This is a genomic window from Nocardia aurantia (genome assembly GCF_009604425.1).
In the GTDB taxonomy this organism is placed as follows: domain Bacteria; phylum Actinomycetota; class Actinomycetes; order Mycobacteriales; family Mycobacteriaceae; genus Nocardia; species Nocardia aurantia.
On the sequence record NZ_WEGI01000014.1, the window covers coordinates 151,614 to 170,719 of the forward strand.

Below are 19,106 nucleotides of genomic sequence, written 5' to 3' on the forward strand. Positions count from 1 at the left end.
GCCTTCTCTGAAAGGGATGGTGAATTGTGCGCCGAGCGTCGTCGCTCAGAAGCAGGGGTGATGTTCGCGGGTGAGGTCGGCGACCTCGGCCAGATGCCGCAGCATCGCCGCCCGCGCCGCGTCCGGATCACGTTCCCGGACAGCGAGATAGATACGTTGATGGCCCTCGTGGGACAGCTGCCGGGCCCGCGGATCGGCATGCGACAACGCGCGGGTCGAGGCCGTCCACTCGTTCGCCAGCGTACCCACGGCGATCAACAGCGGGTTCTGCGAGGCCTGCGCGATCAGCATGTGGAACTCGATGTCCAGCGCGATCGAATCGGTCTGCGGCAGTGGGGTTCCGGTCTTCGCCAGCACCGTCTCCAGGGCCAGCAGGGTGGCATCGGTGATCCGGGACGCGGCCAGCTCGGCGAACCTCGGCTCGATCGTCTCCCGCAACTCGGCCACGTCCCGCAGCGTCCGCTCCGCCGCCGAGACCCGGTCGTACAGATCGCCGGCCCGCGCGCCGGGCTCGGCCACCACCGTGCCCCGACCCGGCCGCCGCACCACCAGGTTCTTGACCTCCAGCTCGTGCATGGCCTCCCGCACCGAGGTGCGCGAAACACCCAGCGACACCGCCAATTCCCGCTCCGAGGGCAGGCGCGCGCCGGGGGCGAGCCCGCCACCGGAGATCATCCGCTCGAGGTGCGCGACGATCTCCGCGCCGACCGAGGTGGTCCGCCGCGGCGGTGGTGGTACGGGTGAATCCGGGTGCATCACTTCTCCATTGGTCCGACTGGTCCGACCATCGACATACCGATCGTATGACCCCCGATGTCCGTTTCGCTCACCGGCAACAGCTCCGCAACAAGCCTTTTTCGTTGGCAACCGTGGCGTAACACGAGCGTCCGGCAGGGCTTGCCGGAGATGCGCCGGGGACAGCACAGTCGTAGCCGGAGCGCCCTCGGGGAGATCAGACTCCGCCCTCGCTTCACCGGGTCCGCGGTGGCGCGCCTCACTCTTCTATATGCAACTCATATGATCTATTCTCTAGATAATATCTGACTCGTACTACATGGAGGGCTCATGACGATCGTGATCACCGGCGCGACCGGTCCCGTCGGACGCGCGACCACGCAACTCCTGCTGGAAGCCGGGCAGGAGGTGACCGCGATCAGCCGTACCCCGGAGCGCGCCGCACTGCCCGCCGAAGCCCGGGTGGCACGCGGTGACCCGTCCCGGCCGCAGTCGCTGGGCCCGGTGTTCGACGGTGCGGAAGCGGTGCTGATCAGCCCGCGCGCCGTCGGCAGCGCGGCTCCCGAGCTGCTCGCGACCGCGGCCGCGGCGGGCGTGCGGCGGGTCGTCGTGATCTCCGCCGCGACCGTGCAGTATCCAGCCGGCGAGCCGCGTTTCGCCGAGGAGTTCCGGGCCGCGGAACGCGCCGCACAGGAATCCGGACTGGCCTGGACGGCGTTGCGCTGCACCGACTTCGACGCCAACGCGCTGGCGTGGGCGCCGCAGATTCGCGGAGGCGGCGTGGTGCGCGGCGCGTACCCCACCGCGGCCAGCTCACCGATCCACCACCGTGACATCGCCGCCGTCGCCGTGGCGGCGCTCACCGGACCCGGCCACGCCGGCCGCGCGCACGTGCTCACCGGCCCGCAGTCGCTGACCCAGCTCGACAAGGTGCGCACCCTCGCCGCCACCCTGGACGTCGACCTGTCGTTCGACGAGGTCCCCGCCGATCGGGTCCGGGCCGCGATGCTGGCGCAGGGCCTGCCCGAGGAGATCCCCGCCCGGCTGCTCGGCTCACTCGCGGACTACGCACGCACCCCCGGCCCGACCACCGCCACCGTCGCGGAACTGCTCGACCGGCCCGCACTGACCTTCGCGCAGTGGGCCATCGAGAACGCCGCCGCATTCCGAAACTGAAGGGAGCCACCATGTCCGTCGAACCGGCCCGGCACTCCGGCCGCACCGAACCCCTCGACTTCACCCCGATGTACGCCACCCACAACGCCTTTCGCCGCGATCTGACGCGCCTGCACCGCGCCGTCACCGGCGGCCGGGCCGACACCCCCGGTGTCCGGGACGGCTGGGCGAACTTCACCCGGCAACTGGACGTGCATCATTCGGTCGAGGACGAAGTACTGTGGCCCGCGCTGCTGCGCGCGGTCCCCGACCGCCCGCACGACCTCGCCCTCATCGCCGAGATGACAGCCGAACACGCGCAACTGGATCCGCTGCTCACGGCGATCGACAACGACCTCTCGCAGCGCAAATCGGCTCTCGCCGAACATGTCCGGGAGTTGACCGACGTCCTGGACGCTCATATGCGGCACGAGGAGGACGCGGCGCTGCCGCTGATGCAGCAGGTGCTCCCGGACGCCGACTGGGCGGCCTTCCGCTCGGCGATGGCCAAGCGGCAGGGCCCCTCCGGCGCGGCCGTCTACATTCCGTGGATCCTCGACGGCGTCACCGCCGAGCAGCGCCGCGACTTCCTCGCCGCCATGCCCGGCCCGGTCGCCGTCGTGAACACCCTGCTGTTCCAGCCCCGCTACCGGCGCAAACGGTTCTGGGAATAACGCCGACCGGTCAGCGCGGAATTACTCGACCGGCAGCGACTGCAGCCGGTAAGCGTCGCTCGGCTCCGAGGCCGAGCGGCGGGCCCACGTCGACGTCGGCGGCCCGCGCCGAGGATGTAGTGCACCAGCACCGAGGCCACGGTGAACCAGTCGTCCTCCGCGGCGCCCAGGGCGCGGACCCCGCGGCCGATGCTCTCGAAGATCCGCGTCGTCACCGCTCCCTGCGGGTCGCGCGACAGTTGCACCGCGATCCGGGTGGCCAGCCAGGGCTCCCGGACCGGTCTGCTGGTCGGCGCGGACGGCGCGTGGTCCCGGATCCGCACGCTGTTGTCCACTGCCACACCGGAATACATCGGCCTGTCGTTCCTCGAGACCTACCTCTACGACGCCGACACCCGCCATCCCGCCATCGCGAAGACGGTCGGTGACGGCGCTCTCCTGGCGCTCGAACCGGGAAAGGGATCCAGGCCCACCGCGCTGGTCGACCTGCTCACCGGACACGCGTAGGCCGATGCCGACCCGCCTCGGAAGCGGATCGACACCGGCGATGAAATCATCTGACTCGCAACATTTCTCGACCGGACCCGCTACCCGTCGGCGGGCGGCTCGGTCCGGTGCGTGGTAGTCTCCTTTCGAGAGTTGTTGTCCTGGGGTTGTTTCCGTCGAGCACAGCTGTCGTCACATCGCACGAGTAGTGGTCGTGCGCCCGCTCCGAACGTGGTACGCGTTGGGCGGCAGTGATTGTGGTGAGTGGCCGGGCGTCAGGAGATCTTGCGGCGGTAGGTGATCGTCGCGAGCACGTACGCGCCGACGAGAATGCCCGCGCACCAGGCCAGCGCGATCCAGATCCCCGAACCCACCGGCTGCTGGGTGAACAGATCGCGGATCGCGTTCACGATCGAGGTCACCGGCTGATGCTCGGCGAAGGCGCGCACCGGGCCGGGCATGGTCGCTGTCGGCACGAACGCCGAACTGACGAAGGGCAGGAAGATCAGCGGATAGGAGAAGGCGCTCGCGCCGTCCGCCGAACTCGCTGTCAGCCCGGGGATCACGGCCAGCCAGGTCAATGCCAGCGTGAACAGCAGCAGAATCCCGGCGATCGCCAGCCACGCCCAGACATTCGCACCGGAGCGGAACCCCATGGCCAGCGCCACGAGCACCACGACCACCAGCGAGACCACATTCGCGACCAGCGACGTCAGAACATGTGCCCACAACACCGACGACCGCGCGATCGGCATCGACTGGAAGCGCTCGAAGATCCCGTTCTTCATATCCAGGAAGAGACGAAAAGCCGTGTAGGAGATGCCCGTCGCCACCGTCATGAGGAGAATGCCCGGCAGCAGATAGCTCACGTACGATTTCGTGCCCGTATTGATCGCGCCGCCGAAGACGTACACGAACAGCAGCAGGAAGGCGATCGGCAGGATCGTGGTCGTGATGATGGTGTCCACGCTGCGCGTCACATGACGCAGCGAACGCCCCAGCAGCACAGCGGTATCGGCGAAGAAAAACGTGTTCATCGGACTTCCTGTTCGTTCGCGCCGGCGTCGTTCGGGCCGGCACCCACGACGGCGAAGAAGATGTCCTCGAGCGTGGGCTGTTTCTCGACGTATTCGACCTTCGCCGGTGGATGCAGCGCCTTCAACTCGGCGAGCGTGCCGTTCACGATGATCCGGCCCTCGTGCAGAATCGCGATCCGATCCGCGAGTTGCTCGGCCTCGTCCAGGTATTGCGTGGTGAGCAGCACCGTGGTGCCGTGCCGGGCGAGTTCCTGCACGGCCTGCCACACCTCGATCCGGGCCTGCGGATCCAGGCCCGTGGTCGGCTCGTCGAGAAAGACGACCGGCGGATTCCCGATGAGGCTCATCGCGATATCGAGCCGCCGCCGCATACCACCGGAATAGGTCGACACCTTCCGCCCGCCCGCCTCGGTCAGCGAGAATCGCGCCAGCAGATCGTCGGCGATGCGGCCGGGATTGCGCAGATGCCGCAACCGCGCCACCAGCACGAGATTCTCCCGGCCGCTGAGGATTTCGTCGACAGCCGCGAACTGCCCGGTGAGACTGATGGATTCGCGCACCTTCCCCGCCTCGGTCGCGACATCGAACCCGTGCACCCCCGCCGTGCCCGCATCCGCCTTCAGCAACGTGGACAGGATCTTCACCACGGTGGTCTTACCGGCCCCGTTGGACCCGAGCAGCGCGAAAATGCTCCCCGCCGCCACCTCGAAATCCACTCCCCGCAGCACATGCAGATCCTTGTAGGACTTCTCCAAACCCCGCACGACGATCGCGGGGCCATGTTGTCCGGTCATCGAACTGTCCTTACTTTCCTTCTCCGGCGGCCTGCTCGATGGCATTGAGCAGCCGCGTCCGCTCCCGATTGCGCCACGATTCCTCTTCGTAGTTCCGGGCGAACGCCTCGATGAACTCCACGGGGTCGTCCCCGACGACATCGCGGATCGGCGTGCGATCGGCGGCGCTCTGCTCGAAAAGCTCGGTCAGATCCTCGAACAAGGACATACTGCCGCCGCCCGCCCCGCTGTACATCAGATACCGCTCGAACGCCGCGGCCACCGTGCGGTACGGCTCGGCGAGCTGCTTCACCCGCGTCTTGTACGACCACCACCGGCGCTTCTCGCCGAGGTCGCCGATCACTTTCTCGATGAACATGACTAGTTGTCTCCTTCGTGCAGTTGCGCCAGCCGTTCGGAGAGGAAATTCCAGGTCTGCCAGAACTCCTCGAGGTATTCCCGCCCCTGCGCGTTCAGGGTGAAAACCTTTCGCGGCGGCCCCTTCTCGGACGGAATCTTCTCCACATCGACCAGCCCGCGCTTCTCGACCCGGACCAGCAGGGCGTACACGGTGCCCTCGGCGATATCGGTGAACCCCTGATCCCGCAGCCACGCCGTGATCTCGTACCCGTACGCCGGTCGCGCGAACAGAATCGCCAGGACGATGCCCTCCAGCGTCCCCTTGAGCATCTCCGTCATCTGCTTGCCCATAACCACCTCCTCGCGGTACTCAGTGCTGCTGACTACCACTAGATAGTAACACTGAATAGTGGAGGCGCAAGAGGACTTCCCCGCCGCTACTCCAGGCCGGAGGTCGCAGTTGGATCAGTTGTTTCCGAAGACCTGTGGCGATACCTCGGGTGTCGGCTGATGGCCGCTAGGTTCGGTTCATGTCGCCCGCCAGGACCTGGACACTGCCCGATCTCGCGCAGGTGCGCATGGACGGGGAATTACCCTCCCGCGCGGACCTGCCCACGATCTTCGACCAGCTGGACTACCAACTCGCCTGCCAGGCGTATTTGTGGGCGTTGCCCTTGGTGTCGTATGCGCAATGGCAGAATCAGCATCGAAAAGTGTTCGGGGCCAACGACTTCGACCTCGTTCACTACGTAACATACCGGGACCGGCTCGGTTTGATCACCGCCAACGCGACCACGCCCTATATCCTGAACTTCATCGACCTCGGCAACACCGGGCCCCTGGTGATCGAGGTCCCGCCCGGCCACACCGCCGGCGGATTCTCCGACTTCTGGCAACGTGAATTCGGGATCCTCGGGGAAATGGGCCCCGATCAGGGACGCGGCGGACAGCACCTGATCCTGCCGCCCGGGCATCCCCCACCCGCAGACGCGGACGCCTACTTCGTTCACCACGCCACCGGCATGAACATCATGTTCGGCTTCCGTACCCTCGACCCGGACCCCGAGCGCGCCCGTGCCCTGGTCGAGCAGGTGCGAGTACGGCCGATGGCCGGTCAGGCACCGCCGACCCGGCTGATCTCACCCGCCGGGCGAACCTGGTCCGGGGACCAACCCCGCGGCCTCGACTACTGGATCCGGCTGCACGACATCTATCAGCACGAGATCGTCGACGAGCGCGACCGCTTCTACCTCGCGATGCTGCGACAGCTGGGGATCGAGAAGGGCACCCCGTTCCGGCCCGACGAGCGACTCACCACCATATTGACCGCCGCGAGCGCGTCCGGGGAATTGATGGCCCAAGCCAATACGTTCGCCAAGCGCTTCCCGGGCGCGAAGTACCGGTCCGATCGCACCTGGGACCTGGCCGTCCAAATCGAACACTCCGACCAGCGCGGACAGTACGAGGACCAGCTTCTCGAACGCGCATCCTGGTTCTACGAGGCGGTCAGCTTCTCCGAAGCCATGAAGAGCACCATTCCCGGTGTGGGCCAGGCATACCTGAGCACATACACCGACGCCGACGGGAACTGGCTCGACGGCGGCGCTGCCTACGTGCTGCACATTCCCGCGGACCCGCCGGCCACACTGTTCTGGTCCGTCACCGTATACGACGCGTCGACCCGCTGCCTGATCGACAACGAGCAGCAGCGCGGAGATCGCGGTTCCCGAGATACGGAACTCGTTGCCCGCGAAGATGGTTCGGTCGATGTGTACTTCGGCCCCACACCGCCGCCGGCCGGTGAAACGAACTGGATCCAGACGATCCCGGGCAAGCACTGGTTCTCGTACTTCCGTCTGTACGGCCCCCTCGAAAGCTACTTCGACCGCAGCTGGAAACTCGGCGACATCACCCGCAGCTGAATAGTCCGGCCTGGCCCAGCACTGTCGGGCGCCCCACCGGCGCAACGATTGTCGCGGACGGGTTCAGGACAGGACGAGTTTCTCCACCGGCCCGAGGAGGATCGACTTGACGTAGCGGGTCATGTCGTCGACCAGGACCTCGGGCTCGTCGTGTTCGAGAGCGGCGACGACCGCCGCCGCGACCTGTTCGGGCGCGGATTTCGGCCCGTCGATGCCGTGCCCACGGCTTGCCTTCGAGTGCACTCGAATCTTTAGCGTCGGGGTCATGACCAACGAGACGAAGACATGGATCATCACGGGCGCGAGTTCGGGCCTCGGCCTGGCGCTCGCCGAGGCGGCACTCGCGGCCGGGGAGCATGTGATCGGGACCGCACGACGGGCCGGCCGGTTCGACGCGCTCGCGGCGCGGTACGGGGATCGGTTCCTCGTCGTCGAGCACGATGTGCGCGACACGGCGGGAGCGGCCGCGGTCGTGCAGCGGGCGCTGGAGGTGTTCGGACGCGTCGACGTGCTCGTCAACAACGCCGGCGCCGGACAGGTCGGTACCGCCGAGGAGATCACCGACGCCGCCCTGCGCGCCATGCTCGAGCAGCACCTGTTCGGCCCGGCGGCCTTTGTGCGTGCCGTGCTGCCCCACCTGCGGGAGCGACGCTCGGGAGCGATCGTGCAGATGAGCAGCCAGGGCGGGCGGATGTCGTTCCCCGCCGTCGGCAGCTACTCGGCCGGCAAGTTCGCACTCGAGGGCTGGTCGGAGGCGCTCGCGGGCGAGGTCGCACCGTTCGGCATCCGCGTCCTCATCGTCGAGCCCAGCCGCTTCCGCACCGCGTTCAACGCCGCCGACGTCCTCACCACAGCGCAGCGGAGCTCGGTCTACGACGAGGCCACCAGGGCCGTGCGCGCGAACATGGCCGAGGCCGACGGCGTCCAGGAGGGCGACCCGGCCCGCGCCGCCCGCGTGATCCGGGACATGCTCGACACCCCCGGCGCGCCGCTGCGGCTCCCGCTCGGTGCCGAGGCGGTTCGCAATCTCACCCGCGTCTACCGTGGTGCGCTCGACGACGTCGAGAAATGGGCGGCGGTGAGCGAGTCGGCGGACTTCCCGGGATTGCCGCCCGCGGTGCGCGCGTTCTGATCGCCGTACGCTGTCGGCCATGGCCACCGAAGCACTCATCGAACGTATCCTCGCGGCCGGCGACGGGCCGTCCGCGTCGGCGATCGATGCGCTGCACGAGCTGCTCGACGACGCCACGATCGAGGCCTCGGCGGCACCCAAGAGTGTCGCCGAGGCCGCCCGGCTGGTCGGGCTGTCGGCGTACACCCTCCGGTACTACGAGCAGGAGGGACTCGTGCGGCCCGCCCGCAACGCCTCCGGGTACCGCGAATACTCCGCCTTCGACCTGCGCCGCCTCGTCTTCCTCACCCGAATGCGCCTGTCCGGCATGACCATGACCGACCTGAAGCGCTACATCCTGCTCGTCGAGCAGGGCCCGAGCACCATCCCGGAACGCCGCCGCATCATGCTCGACCAGCGAGACCGAATCCTGCGGCAGATCCGCGAACTCGGCCTGGCGCTGGAGACGACCGAGTACAAAATCCGTGTCTACGACGGACATCCGGAAGGCTGACGCCGCGTAAGCTGCCCGGTGTGGGGTGGATCCGGTATATCGCAGTCGTCTTGTCGCTCGTCGTGCTCGCCGCCTGCGGGCACGCGTCGCAGGGGAGCCGGTCGACCGCCGGCGGTCCGGCCGATGAAACCGCAACGGCCACTGCGCTTGTGCCGGAAACGATCGCGCAAGGCGTCCCGGCCGCCATGCCCCGATGCGGCGATGTCCATCCCGTCGGCCCGGACGTTCCGCCGGACTGCATACTGGTCTCACACGATCGTGCGGGGCTGACCTTCGTCGTGCGCCACGCCGTCGACGGGAACGGGCGTGTCGAAAGCCTGCGTATCGAGGTGACCGGGTCCGACGGCAACGTTCGTCGAAACCTCGACGTCCGACCGGCCGACGGTACGAGCATGACATCACCCGCCGAGCCCGCGCTGCTGGACCTGGCAGGTGACGGCCGCGATCAACTCGTCGTGCCGCTCAGCCTCGCGATCGTCGGAAACACGACCTACGCGATCTATCGGGCGACGGACGCCGCCCCCGACTTCGCTTATACGGGAACGGTTGTCGGGTTCGGGCTGGATCGGACGGCGGACGGTCTGATCGCCACCACGGCGAAAAGCGGTCCTGCCGACCGATACACCGATTTCTGGCAGTTCGACGACGCGCGGCTTCGGCTCGTCGCCGGAATCGTCCGCACCTACGCGGCGGACGGCAGCAGCGTGTGCCGAGCCGATACCGAAGGGGCACACGGAGATTCGGGCCTGAGCGATCAGGATGTCGAACGCCGATTCTGTGACGTGACAGTGGTTGCCGCCCAACCTGTCCGGTGAAGGGACCACCGGCCCGGACCGATCGGCTTCCTGTCGCCACCGCACGGGCCACTGTCTGTTCCGAATCAGCGACATGCGCGCCGACCTGGAGCTACCATGTGGTTAGTCGGATTTCGTCGAGCGAGGTAGGCGAAACCCGTGGCCGGAAGCGTGAGTCGCATACGTACGAATGTGTCGGAGATGTCCGGGCACATCGGTGGCATGCCGATTGGCTTCCGGCCGGCGAATGTCAGTTCGGTGATCGGACCGGCCGCACGACAACGTCTGTGCGACACGGCTTCTCGGTGGATCGGGGAGGTTCGGAATGTCTGCGCACTGGGGTACCGCGATCACCGGGTTCGGCGGTGGTACCGCTCGGCAGTTCGGGGTCGGCGGAACCGATCTGGGTATCCCGTACGACCGCAGCCGCTTCTCGGCCGGTGAGTCGGGTTTCGTGTTCGGTGACACCTTCACCGGTGACAGTCAGGGCAGCGGGACGTGGATCGGGTCGCCGATTCTGCTGTATTCGGCGCAGCGGCCCGACGCCACCACGACGTTCGATGCCGCGTCGGGCGGAGCGCGGGCGGTGCAGCTGCTGAAGTACACCCACAACGCCGACAACGGGTACGGCGTCGAAGTGACCCGCATCCCGAACGACGCGTTCGTCGACCCGAACGGGCGAACCTGGTTGACCTACACCAGCGTTCGCGACTGGAACGCCACCGACGACCGCAACGGCGCGCTGTTCTGTGGCTTGGCGTGGTCCGACGACGACGGCCGGACGTGGACCGACTACGCGGCGGTGTGGAAGAACGACGGCAGCGACGGCCACAACGGCTGGTCGCCGCTGATGATGCAATCGTTCGCCGGCATCGGCAACGACGACGGCTACCTCTACATCGTGTCGAAGGAATGGGGCCGCAGCCACAACCGCAACGGGCCGATCCTGATGCGGGTGCCGTGGCAGCGGATCACCACGAAAGCCGACTACCAATACTGGGGCTGGAACGGAAGCGCCTGGGTGTGGGGCAATCCGAGCCCGTCGCCGCTGTTCAACGGCATGGGACCGATCGGTGAGCTGAGCGTGAAGAACATTCAGGGCACCTGGGTGATGGCGTACTTCGACGTCGGCGCCAATTGCATCGCCACCCGCACCGCCGACGGTATCGACCGGGTGTGGACCGCCCCGAAACAGTAAATCCGCGGGCAGGCGCCGTGGTGGCAGTTCTGGGTAAAATCGTTCCCCCAGCTCTACGGCGGATACATCCACCCCCTCTCCGTCTCGCCCACCGACATCACTCTGTATGTCTCGCAATGGAACACCTTCACCGGTAGTCCCTACTGGGTCATGCAGTTCGACGGGATTTCGCCGTAACCGCACTCGTCGCGTGATCCCGGCGGGTTTGTCGGTGCCCAGGACAATACTTGCGTCGTGCCGGCCCGGTACATCGAATGCCGACTCACGGGAGCGTGACGCTGTGCGGAAACTGACCTTCGGAATGAACGTGAGCCTGGACGGCTACATTGCCGCACCCGGCGACGACCTCGGCTGGAGTGTGCCGAGCGACGAACTGTTCCAATGGTGGTCCGACCGGGTGGCGGCGACGGGCCTGGCGCTGTACGGGCGCAAATTGTGGGAGTCGATGAGTTCCCACTGGCCGACCGCCGACCAGCAGCCCGGCGTGACACCGGCGCAGATCGAGTACGCCCGCCGCTGGCGGGACATGCCGAAGGTGGTGTTCTCCTCGACGATCACCACGGTCGACTGGAACACCCGCCTGGTCACCGGCGACGCGGTCACCGAGATCACCCGCTTGAAGGCCGAGGACGGCGGCCCCATGGACATCGGCGGCGCCACCCTGGCCGCGGCGGCCATGCGAGCCGGGCTGATCGACGAGTACGCGATCGTCACGCATCCGGTCCTGGTGGGCGGCGGCACGCCGTTCTTCACGGCCCTGGACACGTGGGTGAACCTGAACCTGGTGGAGACGCGGACGTTTCCGGACGGCCTGCTCCTGACCAGGTACGAGACCACGCATCGAAATTCCCTCTAGCACAGCTGGATTCGACACCGCCCGCGCGGTTGCTCGACATCGTCCCGGCCTGTGGCGGGCGTCAGCGCGGGACCGTCTGGCCCGGTCGCAGCACCGTTCCGCAGTCGCCACCCGCACTCTGGTAGTCGCGCAACAGGTGCGAGAGGACCTCACCGGAGTACCGGCGTAGTTCCCGGAGCTGCGCGTCGTCGCGCACGACGTCCTTGCGGACCCAATCCTCGTCCGGGCTGGCCGGGTTCTGGGATTGCTGGATCCAGTAGTAGTCACGGTCCATGCGCGGATCGGTGGTGAGCCCGTTGTGCAGCCAGACTCCGTGGGTGTGCACGAAAGTTGGTTTGCGGTCCTCGAATACGTAGTCCTCGAGGCTGATGTTCGTCTCGCCCGCGTTGATGTCCGCGATTCGCGAATCGGTGAGCCCGGCCATATCGATCAGCCGTAGTCGCGAGGTCAGCGAGCTTCCGCCCATGTCGGGAGCCAGCAGGGTGCCCTGCTGGAGACCGAGTATGTCGGCGTAGCCGTTGACGTAGCGCCCGAACCGGATGGCGATCCAGCACAGCGGGACATCCGAATCGCTGCGATAGGACCGGTCCGCGTCGGCCAGCGCGACACCGGACGGGATCAGGGCGGCGACCAGGGCCAGCGCCACCAGCGCCCGGCCCCGGATGCGCAGCCTCGCCAGCACCTCCGCCGCCGAGATCACCACGACGAGCGCGGACAGCGGCCAGACCGGGATGGCGAACCGGAACTGCGCCATCCAATCCGGTTGCAGCACACAGTAGGCGATGATCGCGAGCGCCAGCGGAACCAGCAGTGCGACGGCGCCGTCACGCCACCGGCTCGGGGTGGCCAAGGCGAATCCGACCACCGCGACGGCCACGATCACCGCGAGTGCGCCCGTGTAGTGCACCAGTTCCCCGAGCCTGGACAGATCGTGCAGGGTCGGCATCGCTTGATGCTTGGCCACCGCCGTATTCGCGACCAGCCGGCCGAACTCCGTGTACCGCCACAGCACGTACGCCCCGAACGGAATCGCGAACGCGACACCGGAGTACAGCACATGACGCAACGCGGCGAACCACGTCGCACGCCGCACCAGAATCGCCGAGACCAGCGGATACGCGGCCAGATAGATCAGGCCGTCGGGGCGGGTCAACGCCGCGAACGCGGCCAGCACGCCGACCGTCACCGCCACCGCGGGCGTCCACAACCGCCCGTCCAGCACAGCCAGGAACAGTCGCACGGCCAGAACGGACGCCACCAGCGCGAACAGCGAATTCTCCAGGCCCGAGAAACACCAGATCACAAACGACGGAATCGCCGCGAGCACAACGCCGATCACGAACGTGAGCAGTGCGGGCCGGCGCGACACCCGGCGCGCGGCGGCATAGCAGGTGACCAGAATGCCGGCGCAGCAGAGCAGCGCGACCGCCTTCGGATAGAGGACGAAGTCCGGGATACCGAAAAGGGTGCCGCGATCGAACAGGCCACACCAATCGCCCAGGACCAGCACCAGAAGCCAGGTGGGATCGGAGAAACCCTCCACCGGTTGCGCGCCGGGCTGTAGCACCGGCCCCAGGCCGTCGGCGACGCTGCGGGCGTACGCGAAGGTGATTCCCGCGTCGTCGACCAGCCAGTCACCGTATTGCACCGCGCGATATGCCAGTAGCAGAACGCCACACGCCACCGCGGCCACCGCTGCCCACCACGGCCGTCCCTGTTGCTCCCGCGCACCTGTCGACAACTCGGCGTCGGCCTGCGGCCGCGCCGTCACTACCTCAACCATTCATCAGATCCCAGGTTCGAACGATATTGCCGGCGACGCGAAACCCGCTGCACCCCTCACGAATTCCACCGAAGTCCGGGTCGATCTTGTAACATGTTAGACCGCGCCGACAGCCCATAGATCAGGGGGCGGCAGCGGGTGGTACGTCCCGCCGCTGATCGGACTCATGCGGCGGCCGGAGTTGTTCGGCCCGGTGCGAATGGACACCGGTGAACTCTGCTGGTCACAGATCGCCTCCGCGCGGTGTGTGGCAATTCGCGGGTGGCGGAATACCCCTGTGCCGCTGTGGATTCACGCTGACGGGGTCAGCTGCCTCCGGCGGGAAGTGGCACGGTCACCAGCTGCGGCCGGGTGGGCCGGTGCTGCGGGACGCGCTCGAGTACGCCGCCGGCGAAGACGTCGTACAGCGGCAGGCTCTCCAGGTGGACATAGCCGATGTGGCAGTCGCACAGGTCTTTTGGACAGGCGCGGGGGCGGAGGTTCGCGCGGTACGAATTGTCATAGAGATTGCCCAGTTCCGTGCGGACGAAGTGGCAGCGGCGGACGGTGCCGGCGCCGTCGACCGAGATCACCGATTCGCCTGTGCGGCACGGCATTCCCGCCGAGCTGTGCGGATACCGGCTGTAGTCGAACAGGGGATCCAGTTCGGTCCACGCCGCCGCTTCGGTATCCGAAAGCTGTTGTCCCTCAGGCGCGTTCACCCAGAGGTAGACGTGGCCGGGCAGGTCGGCGCGCAGGCGCCGAGCGGCGTCCAGGTGTTCGGGCAGACCCACCACGCCGACGCTGAACCGGATGCCGCGGCGGGTCAGGTCCGCGCACTTGCCGGCGAAGCGCTCGTAGGAGGTCTGCCCGGGGTGATAGGTGCACCACAGCGCGAGTGTGTCCGGGTCGGCCTCCGCCAGCCAGTCGGTGCGGCAGCTCAGGTTGGTCTGGATGGCCACTCGCCGGATGTGCGGTAACCGCGACAGGCGCACCAAGGTGTGCCGGTACCAGGATCGGACCAGGCCCTCGCCCCACGGGGTGAACAGCAGCGATAAGCGGTCATCGTGTTGTTCCGTCGCCCAGCTGGCGAAGCGGTCGAGTGCCGCACGGTCGGCTCGCAGTTGGTCGCGGCTGTCGCGACGCTTGGCGAAGGGGCAGTAGGGGCAGTCGTAGTCGCAGGAGGAGAGCGGGCCGCGGTACAGGATCGTCAGGTCCACGGTTCACCTCGATTCGTAGGCGGCCATCGCCGCTCGGACCGCGGATGAGAACAGGCGGGGACCGAGCGCGTCGGAAAAGGCGAGCCCGGCGGGAGTCAGGCGCAGGAGTTCCGGGCCCGCGGCCGGATCGAGCCAACCGGCTTCCGCGAATTCGGCCAGCTCCGTGGGGAAGTGGTCGTGTGGCGACGCACCGAACCGGGTCCGATAGGTGGCGATGTCCATGCCTTCGGCTTGGAGCAGCGATTGCAGGAGGTGGCGCCGGCGCGCGTCGTCGGCGGTCATCCGGTAGCCGACCGTGGCGCGGGTGAAATCCGTTGTGCGCGTGTAACTGTCGATGATATCGCGGACCCCGCGCGGCGCCACCGCGTAGTCGAACGAATAATGCGTGCCGGCGGTGTAGGAGCGTGCGCCGCAGCCGAGGCCGACCATGCCGTCGGTCTGGCATCGGTGGTCACCGGGGCCGGCGTCCGGGGCGTCGGCGCGCCGGAACATACGCATCGACACCTGCCGGTAGCCGCCGGCGAGCAGGTGGTCGCGGCCGGCGGCGTACAGGCGCAGACGTTGCTCGTCCCAGTCGGATTCGGTGTCGCGGCGGCTCAGGCCGGTCAGCGGCCGCACGTACGGCGGGTACAGGTAGAGCTCCTCCGGCCGCCAGGTCAGGGCGGCGTCCAGTGAGGTGCGCCAGGTCTGCTCGGTCTGCCCGGCGATGCCGTAGATCAGATCGATGTTGAGCACCGGGATTCGCGCCGCCCGGATCCGGTCGAGGGCCGCCTCGACCTCCGCGCGCCGCTGCGGCCGAACCGCCGCACGGGCCTCGGCGTCGACGAAGCTCTGCACACCGATGCTGATCCGGGTGGCGCCCCGCTCGGCCAGGACGGCGAGACGGTCCGCGGTGGCGGTGGCCGGTGAGGTTTCCACCGACAGCGGGATCGAGCGCAGGTCCGCGCCCATCCGTCGTTCGATGATGTCGCACAACCGATCCAGTTCGGCGGCGGTGAGGAAGGTCGGAGTACCGCCGCCGAAGGCCGCCGTCGCGAAGCGCACCGGGGCCTCGTCGCCGAGAGCCGCGCGGGCCGCGACGGCCTGCCGGTCGAGGGCATCCAGATAGCGGTCGACCAGGCCGTCCGGCGCGCCGACCCGGGTGAAAAGATTGCAGAATCCGCACCGATACTCGCAGAAGGGTATGTGCGCGTACAGCGAGAGCGCGTTCTTCGGTTCACCCGCCCACAGATCGCGCAGCACCGGCCGGTCGGTGAGCGGCCGGTAGGCCGTCTTGTGCGGATAGCCGTACACGTAGCCCTGGTAGGGGCGGGTGCGGAGAATCGTCGTCATGTGAAGTCCGTTCGAGTTACTCCGGCGTGGCTGTGGGCCAACGGTTTCCGTCGCGTGCTCATGCCGCACCGGGTGCGGCCGGTTCGAGGAAGAAGTGGGCGTAGGGCACGGTCCACACCGAGTCGTGGCCGAGCCGGTGACCGGTGTAGCCGTCCTCGCCGTAAGCGGTGCCGTGATCCGAGCACACGATCGCGAAGCAGCGCCGCCGGCGGCTCGCGGCGGCGAACAACCGGCCGATCCGCTGGTCGACGTATTCCAGTGCGGCAGCGTGGGTTTCGCGGGTGTCACCGGTCGCCTCGGTGGCGCCGGGCTGGTGGAACCAGTTCGGCTGATGCAGCGCGGACACGTTCACGAACAGGAACAACCGGCGCTGCGGCGGCAACGCCGCCACGATCCGCTCGGCGCAGTCGATCTGGGCGTCGAACGAGCGCGGTGACGCGACCGAGAACGCCGGCTCCCAACGGCTGTCCCGGAACAGGCCCGGCAGCACCGAGCCGACCGCGCTGCGCTTGTTGAAGAAGCCCACCCCGCCGAGGCAGACGGTGTGATATCCGGCGTCGCCCAGCGCGGTGACCAGGTCGGGTGCGTCGTAGACGAAGGTGCGGCCCACCGTCGTCTCGCTGCCGGCGAATCTCGCCGCGAACAGCCGCGGATGCGGGCCGGGCGTCGCGGGTGTCGGCAGGAACCCCTGGAACATGGCGTGATGCGAGGCGTAGGTGAAATTGCCCGGCGCATGGCGCTTTTCCCACTGTCCGCCCGGCAGGTACCGGCTCAGCGTGGGCAAGCGGCCGGCTTCGGCGAGTTCCACGGCCACGTCGTACCGCAACGTGTCGAGGGTGACGAACAGCAGATCGTCCCGGCCGACCACTTCGTTCATGTCCGGTTGATCCGCGAGACCATGGTCACCGGCGGGCTCCGGACCCGAGTGCGCAACCCACTCTGGCCGAACCGCGGGCGGTATCGTCCGGGCCGGATGTGTGGTCGGCTGCGAGCTTTCGGCCCGATCGAGATGGCCGGCCCGGCCGAGCCGCACGGCTTCGTCCTGATGGTCAGGCGGCATGTGGCCGCTCGTTTCCGAAGCGGTGCGTGATCGCCGCGACCTGCGCGTCGTAGGCGTCGCCGTGCTCGGCGCCGCTGCCCGGCAACCCGTTCAGGCCCGGCAGCAGGTCGCCGAAGGCGTTGACCTCGCCGACCGCGAACCGCCGCCACCCGATGAGAGGGAGCAGGTCGACACCGACCCGCGAGAATCCCGGGAAGCACGCCGCCGCCTGCTCGCACAGCGTGAGGACATCGGCCCAGTGGGCGCCCGCGCTCTCGATGGCCCGGCGCGCAGCAGCCAGGTCGCCGCGGGCGCCGCCGAGGTGCAGGTTCGTCATCGGTGACCGGCCGGTGCGGACCACCGCGTGGGTCGCGCGGCCACCGACCACCACGACCCGAAGATCGGCGCTGCGACCGTGCAGCGACGCCTTCGGCAGCCAGCGTTCCACGTGCAGTCCGTCGGGGGCCAGCGCGTCGACGATCGCGGCGACCTCGGCCACGGTCGTATATCGGCGCACCCGAAGCGAATTGAACAAGCGGCCACGCTCGTCGCGTTCCACCGAAGTGGTCGCCTGCACCCGGCCGTCGCTCGCGGTCTCCACCGCCAGGACGCCGGAGGCGGACGACCCGTGCGCGAGCTTGACGAACACCCGGCGCAACCCGGTCGCCGTCATCAGATCTCGGACGTCGGCCCAGCCGCGGACCGCCGTGACGCCCCCGGAGGTCGGCGAGAACGGCACCGGGACACCGGCTTCGCGCAGCACGGCATGACAACGGCGCTTGTCGAACAGCACGGCGAGCTCGTCCGGAGCGTCGAGTGACGTTGCGCCGCAATCGGTCACGCGGTCCGCGACGGATCTGGCGGCGGCCAGGAAGCGCTCGTACCACAACGCGGTGCCCTCCGCGCGGGCCGGATCCGCCACTTCGCGCAGTGCCCGGTCCACCGCCGGATTCTCGCCCGGCGAGTCGAGCCGCACCATTTCGCCCGGGCGGAATTCGGCTCGGCCGGACAGTACTTCGTGCCAGGCGACCACCCGCGCCGGCGGGCAGCCGGCCCGGCGCAGCGCGTCCTGGAACAGGGAGACCCGCCGGTTCTCCGGATTGCCGACCAGCGCGAGCCGGACTGCGCCGTGCCCGTACCGCTCGGCCGCGGATTCGCCGTGGCCGAGCGCGGCAGCCGAACCCGGTGTGCTCATTCCGCGACGGCCGTGTAGCGGTCCTCGGCGTCGGCGGTCTCCGACTCCGAGACGTCGACGGTGACACCGGCCGGTTGCAGAGCCGCGACCACGCGGTCCGCCATCGCCTGGGTCATGAAGTGGTGGTGCAGGTCCAGCGTGCGGAGATGGGTCAGCGGCTGACCCGCCAGCAGAGCCTCGGCGCCCACGTCGCCGAGCGTGCCCATGGACAGGTCCAGGGTGGACAGCCGGGCCACGACGGGCGCGGCGGCGATCGCGATGGCGATCTCGTCCTGGATCTCGCTGTTGTGCAGGCCGAGTGTGGTCAGGCGCGGTAGCCGCGTGCCGGACAGGAACGGTTCCAGATCCGCGACGGTGGCGGTGCCGCCGTACCAGGACACGCCCAGCCACAGGTCGAGCCGCTCGAGCGCGGGCAGGTCGCTGGCCCCGATTCCGCGGACCACCTCACCGCCGAGCCCGCCGGTCTCCACGGTCAGCGAGCGCAGCGCGGTGTGGGTGATCGGGGGGAACACCAGGCCGTCGCCACCACGCACACCGAACTCGGTGAGCTGCGGGAACGCCGTCAGCAGCGGGGTGACATCCGACTGGTTGATCCAGGAGATCTCGCTCTCCTCGTAGGTGATGTCGCCGAGGAACAGCGCCCGCAGCGCGGGGAACCTGTCCTTCGCCTCGACCAGCGCGGCGACCACCTCCTCGGAGCCCTCACCGGGTTCGTCGGCCCAGCTGCCGACCACCAGGGCCCGCACCGCGGTCGAGTCGACCGCGGCGAGGAAACGGCCGAAGGCCTGCGCCCAGGTCTCGTCGGCGTCGTAGAACACCGAGATCCGCCAGGCCGCCGCGTCGGCCGTGGGCAGCGCCGGCGATTCGCCGGGCTCCGGGAACTCGAAGATCGGCAGGCCGTGGAATGTCTCCATGTGCTCGGAAATGGTCATGTCGCAAGCTC

General features: G+C 68.2%; 21 protein-coding genes. 9 read left to right on the top strand and 12 right to left on the bottom strand.

Features of this window, described 5'->3' with window-relative positions; all coding sequences use genetic code 11:
- Window positions 1–45: 45 nt before the first annotated feature.
- Window positions 46–756: a FadR/GntR family transcriptional regulator gene (locus tag NRB56_RS30440; RefSeq protein WP_153347773.1), complete on the bottom strand. Its 711-nt coding sequence runs from the start codon at window positions 754–756 to the stop codon at window positions 46–48.
- 309 nt (window positions 757–1,065) lie between these two features.
- On the opposite strand from NRB56_RS30440, the gene NRB56_RS30445 reads away from it, so the two are divergent.
- The 3 genes from NRB56_RS30445 to NRB56_RS40565 all read left to right on the top strand — a co-directional run bounded on the left by NRB56_RS30445 (window position 1,066) and on the right by NRB56_RS40565 (window position 3,071).
- On the top strand, window positions 1,066–1,911 hold the full coding sequence (locus tag NRB56_RS30445) for an NAD(P)H-binding protein (RefSeq protein WP_153347774.1): 846 nt from the start codon (window positions 1,066–1,068) through the stop codon (window positions 1,909–1,911).
- A gap of 11 nt (window positions 1,912–1,922) precedes the next feature.
- Window positions 1,923–2,564, top strand: a complete 642-nt coding sequence (locus NRB56_RS30450) for a hemerythrin domain-containing protein (RefSeq protein WP_153347775.1) — start codon at window positions 1,923–1,925, stop codon at window positions 2,562–2,564.
- 189 nt (window positions 2,565–2,753) lie between these two features.
- Window positions 2,754–3,071, top strand: a complete 318-nt coding sequence (locus tag NRB56_RS40565) for a hypothetical protein (RefSeq protein WP_406603548.1) — start codon at window positions 2,754–2,756, stop codon at window positions 3,069–3,071.
- Window positions 3,072–3,325: 254 nt separating this feature from the next.
- Here NRB56_RS40565 and NRB56_RS30460 read toward each other — a convergent pair whose 3' ends face one another.
- From NRB56_RS30460 to NRB56_RS30475, 4 genes are read right to left on the bottom strand one after another with little or no spacing between them, the layout of a single operon-like run.
- Window positions 3,326–4,087: an ABC transporter permease gene (locus tag NRB56_RS30460; RefSeq protein WP_153347776.1), complete on the bottom strand. Its 762-nt coding sequence runs from the start codon at window positions 4,085–4,087 to the stop codon at window positions 3,326–3,328.
- Window positions 4,084–4,881: an ABC transporter ATP-binding protein gene (locus NRB56_RS30465; RefSeq protein ID WP_153347777.1), complete on the bottom strand. Its 798-nt coding sequence runs from the start codon at window positions 4,879–4,881 to the stop codon at window positions 4,084–4,086. Before NRB56_RS30465 ends, NRB56_RS30460 begins: the two co-directional genes overlap by 4 nt.
- A gap of 10 nt (window positions 4,882–4,891) precedes the next feature.
- Window positions 4,892–5,239 carry a DUF1048 domain-containing protein gene (locus tag NRB56_RS30470; protein WP_153347778.1) on the bottom strand — a complete coding sequence of 116 codons (348 nt, stop codon included), beginning with the start codon at window positions 5,237–5,239 and terminating at the stop codon, window positions 4,892–4,894.
- 2 nt (window positions 5,240–5,241) lie between these two features.
- Window positions 5,242–5,571, bottom strand: coding sequence for a PadR family transcriptional regulator (locus NRB56_RS30475; RefSeq protein ID WP_153347779.1), 330 nt, complete (start codon window positions 5,569–5,571; stop codon window positions 5,242–5,244).
- Between the two features lie 179 nt (window positions 5,572–5,750).
- On the opposite strand from NRB56_RS30475, the gene NRB56_RS30480 reads away from it, so the two are divergent.
- Window positions 5,751–7,142, top strand: coding sequence for a DUF1254 domain-containing protein (locus NRB56_RS30480; protein ID WP_153347780.1), 1,392 nt, complete (start codon window positions 5,751–5,753; stop codon window positions 7,140–7,142).
- Between the two features lie 63 nt (window positions 7,143–7,205).
- Here the strand turns inward: NRB56_RS30480 and NRB56_RS30485 are convergent, their stop codons facing one another.
- Window positions 7,206–7,385 carry a Rossmann-fold NAD(P)-binding domain-containing protein gene (locus tag NRB56_RS30485; RefSeq protein WP_153347781.1) on the bottom strand — a complete coding sequence of 60 codons (180 nt, stop codon included), beginning with the start codon at window positions 7,383–7,385 and terminating at the stop codon, window positions 7,206–7,208.
- Between the two features lie 22 nt (window positions 7,386–7,407).
- Between NRB56_RS30485 and NRB56_RS30490 the strand changes: the two genes are divergently transcribed.
- The 5 genes from NRB56_RS30490 to NRB56_RS30515 all read left to right on the top strand — a co-directional run bounded on the left by NRB56_RS30490 (window position 7,408) and on the right by NRB56_RS30515 (window position 11,615).
- Window positions 7,408–8,274 (top strand): SDR family NAD(P)-dependent oxidoreductase, encoded by an 867-nt coding sequence (locus tag NRB56_RS30490; protein ID WP_153347782.1) that lies wholly within the window; start codon window positions 7,408–7,410, stop codon window positions 8,272–8,274.
- A gap of 19 nt (window positions 8,275–8,293) precedes the next feature.
- Window positions 8,294–8,767 (top strand): MerR family transcriptional regulator, encoded by a 474-nt coding sequence (locus NRB56_RS30495; protein ID WP_153347783.1) that lies wholly within the window; start codon window positions 8,294–8,296, stop codon window positions 8,765–8,767.
- A gap of 392 nt (window positions 8,768–9,159) precedes the next feature.
- The gene (locus NRB56_RS39390; protein WP_227838457.1) at window positions 9,160–9,582 is read left to right on the top strand and encodes a hypothetical protein; all 423 of its coding nucleotides are present in this window, start codon (window positions 9,160–9,162) and stop codon (window positions 9,580–9,582) included.
- 304 nt (window positions 9,583–9,886) lie between these two features.
- Window positions 9,887–10,759 carry a DUF4185 domain-containing protein gene (locus tag NRB56_RS30505; RefSeq protein ID WP_153347785.1) on the top strand — a complete coding sequence of 291 codons (873 nt, stop codon included), beginning with the start codon at window positions 9,887–9,889 and terminating at the stop codon, window positions 10,757–10,759.
- A gap of 280 nt (window positions 10,760–11,039) precedes the next feature.
- Window positions 11,040–11,615 carry a dihydrofolate reductase family protein gene (locus NRB56_RS30515; protein WP_319943765.1) on the top strand — a complete coding sequence of 192 codons (576 nt, stop codon included), beginning with the start codon at window positions 11,040–11,042 and terminating at the stop codon, window positions 11,613–11,615.
- A 61-nt stretch (window positions 11,616–11,676) separates the two neighbouring features.
- Here the strand turns inward: NRB56_RS30515 and NRB56_RS30520 are convergent, their stop codons facing one another.
- The 6 genes from NRB56_RS30520 to NRB56_RS30545 all read right to left on the bottom strand — a co-directional run bounded on the left by NRB56_RS30520 (window position 11,677) and on the right by NRB56_RS30545 (window position 19,095).
- Window positions 11,677–13,398, bottom strand: coding sequence for a hypothetical protein (locus NRB56_RS30520; RefSeq protein ID WP_227838458.1), 1,722 nt, complete (start codon window positions 13,396–13,398; stop codon window positions 11,677–11,679).
- A 305-nt stretch (window positions 13,399–13,703) separates the two neighbouring features.
- A complete protein-coding gene (locus NRB56_RS30525; RefSeq protein WP_319943766.1) occupies window positions 13,704–14,597 on the bottom strand; it encodes an STM4011 family radical SAM protein in 894 nt (297 codons plus the stop codon).
- 3 nt (window positions 14,598–14,600) lie between these two features.
- Window positions 14,601–15,929 carry an STM4012 family radical SAM protein gene (locus NRB56_RS30530; protein ID WP_153347786.1) on the bottom strand — a complete coding sequence of 443 codons (1,329 nt, stop codon included), beginning with the start codon at window positions 15,927–15,929 and terminating at the stop codon, window positions 14,601–14,603.
- Window positions 15,930–15,987: 58 nt separating this feature from the next.
- A complete protein-coding gene (locus NRB56_RS30535) occupies window positions 15,988–16,806 on the bottom strand; it encodes an STM4013/SEN3800 family hydrolase (RefSeq protein ID WP_153347787.1) in 819 nt (272 codons plus the stop codon).
- Between the two features lie 172 nt (window positions 16,807–16,978).
- Complete coding sequence (locus NRB56_RS30540) at window positions 16,979–18,163, bottom strand: STM4014 family protein (RefSeq protein ID WP_194291047.1); 1,185 nt, start codon at window positions 18,161–18,163, stop codon at window positions 16,979–16,981.
- Entirely contained in the window at window positions 18,160–19,095 is a 936-nt protein-coding gene (locus NRB56_RS30545) for an STM4015 family protein (RefSeq protein WP_153347788.1), read from the bottom strand. The genes NRB56_RS30540 and NRB56_RS30545 overlap by 4 nt, the downstream gene beginning before the upstream one ends.
- Between the last annotated feature and the right edge of the window lie 11 nt (window positions 19,096–19,106).

Bases quoted from the DNA above. Each gene is read 5' to 3' on its own strand.
- NRB56_RS30450 (WP_153347775.1), top strand. From the start codon at position 1,923: ATGTCCGTCGAACCGGCCCGGCACTCCGGCCGCACCGAACCCCTCGAC.
- NRB56_RS30520 (WP_227838458.1), bottom strand. From the start codon at position 13,398: ATGGTTGAGGTAGTGACGGCGCGGCCGCAGGCCGACGCCGAGTTGTCG.
- NRB56_RS30540 (WP_194291047.1), bottom strand. From the start codon at position 18,163: ATGAGCACACCGGGTTCGGCTGCCGCGCTCGGCCACGGCGAATCCGCG.
- NRB56_RS30535 (WP_153347787.1), bottom strand. From the start codon at position 16,806: ATGAACGAAGTGGTCGGCCGGGACGATCTGCTGTTCGTCACCCTCGAC.
- NRB56_RS30445 (WP_153347774.1), top strand. From the start codon at position 1,066: ATGACGATCGTGATCACCGGCGCGACCGGTCCCGTCGGACGCGCGACC.
- NRB56_RS39390 (WP_227838457.1), top strand. From the start codon at position 9,160: ATGACATCACCCGCCGAGCCCGCGCTGCTGGACCTGGCAGGTGACGGC.
- NRB56_RS30475 (WP_153347779.1), bottom strand. From the start codon at position 5,571: ATGGGCAAGCAGATGACGGAGATGCTCAAGGGGACGCTGGAGGGCATC.
- NRB56_RS30530 (WP_153347786.1), bottom strand. From the start codon at position 15,929: ATGACGACGATTCTCCGCACCCGCCCCTACCAGGGCTACGTGTACGGC.
- NRB56_RS30505 (WP_153347785.1), top strand. From the start codon at position 9,887: ATGTCTGCGCACTGGGGTACCGCGATCACCGGGTTCGGCGGTGGTACC.
- NRB56_RS30470 (WP_153347778.1), bottom strand. From the start codon at position 5,239: ATGTTCATCGAGAAAGTGATCGGCGACCTCGGCGAGAAGCGCCGGTGG.
- NRB56_RS30460 (WP_153347776.1), bottom strand. From the start codon at position 4,087: ATGAACACGTTTTTCTTCGCCGATACCGCTGTGCTGCTGGGGCGTTCG.
- NRB56_RS30480 (WP_153347780.1), top strand. From the start codon at position 5,751: ATGTCGCCCGCCAGGACCTGGACACTGCCCGATCTCGCGCAGGTGCGC.
- NRB56_RS30465 (WP_153347777.1), bottom strand. From the start codon at position 4,881: ATGACCGGACAACATGGCCCCGCGATCGTCGTGCGGGGTTTGGAGAAG.
- NRB56_RS40565 (WP_406603548.1), top strand. From the start codon at position 2,754: ATGCTCTCGAAGATCCGCGTCGTCACCGCTCCCTGCGGGTCGCGCGAC.
- NRB56_RS30440 (WP_153347773.1), bottom strand. From the start codon at position 756: ATGCACCCGGATTCACCCGTACCACCACCGCCGCGGCGGACCACCTCG.
- NRB56_RS30490 (WP_153347782.1), top strand. From the start codon at position 7,408: ATGACCAACGAGACGAAGACATGGATCATCACGGGCGCGAGTTCGGGC.
- NRB56_RS30495 (WP_153347783.1), top strand. From the start codon at position 8,294: ATGGCCACCGAAGCACTCATCGAACGTATCCTCGCGGCCGGCGACGGG.
- NRB56_RS30545 (WP_153347788.1), bottom strand. From the start codon at position 19,095: ATGACCATTTCCGAGCACATGGAGACATTCCACGGCCTGCCGATCTTC.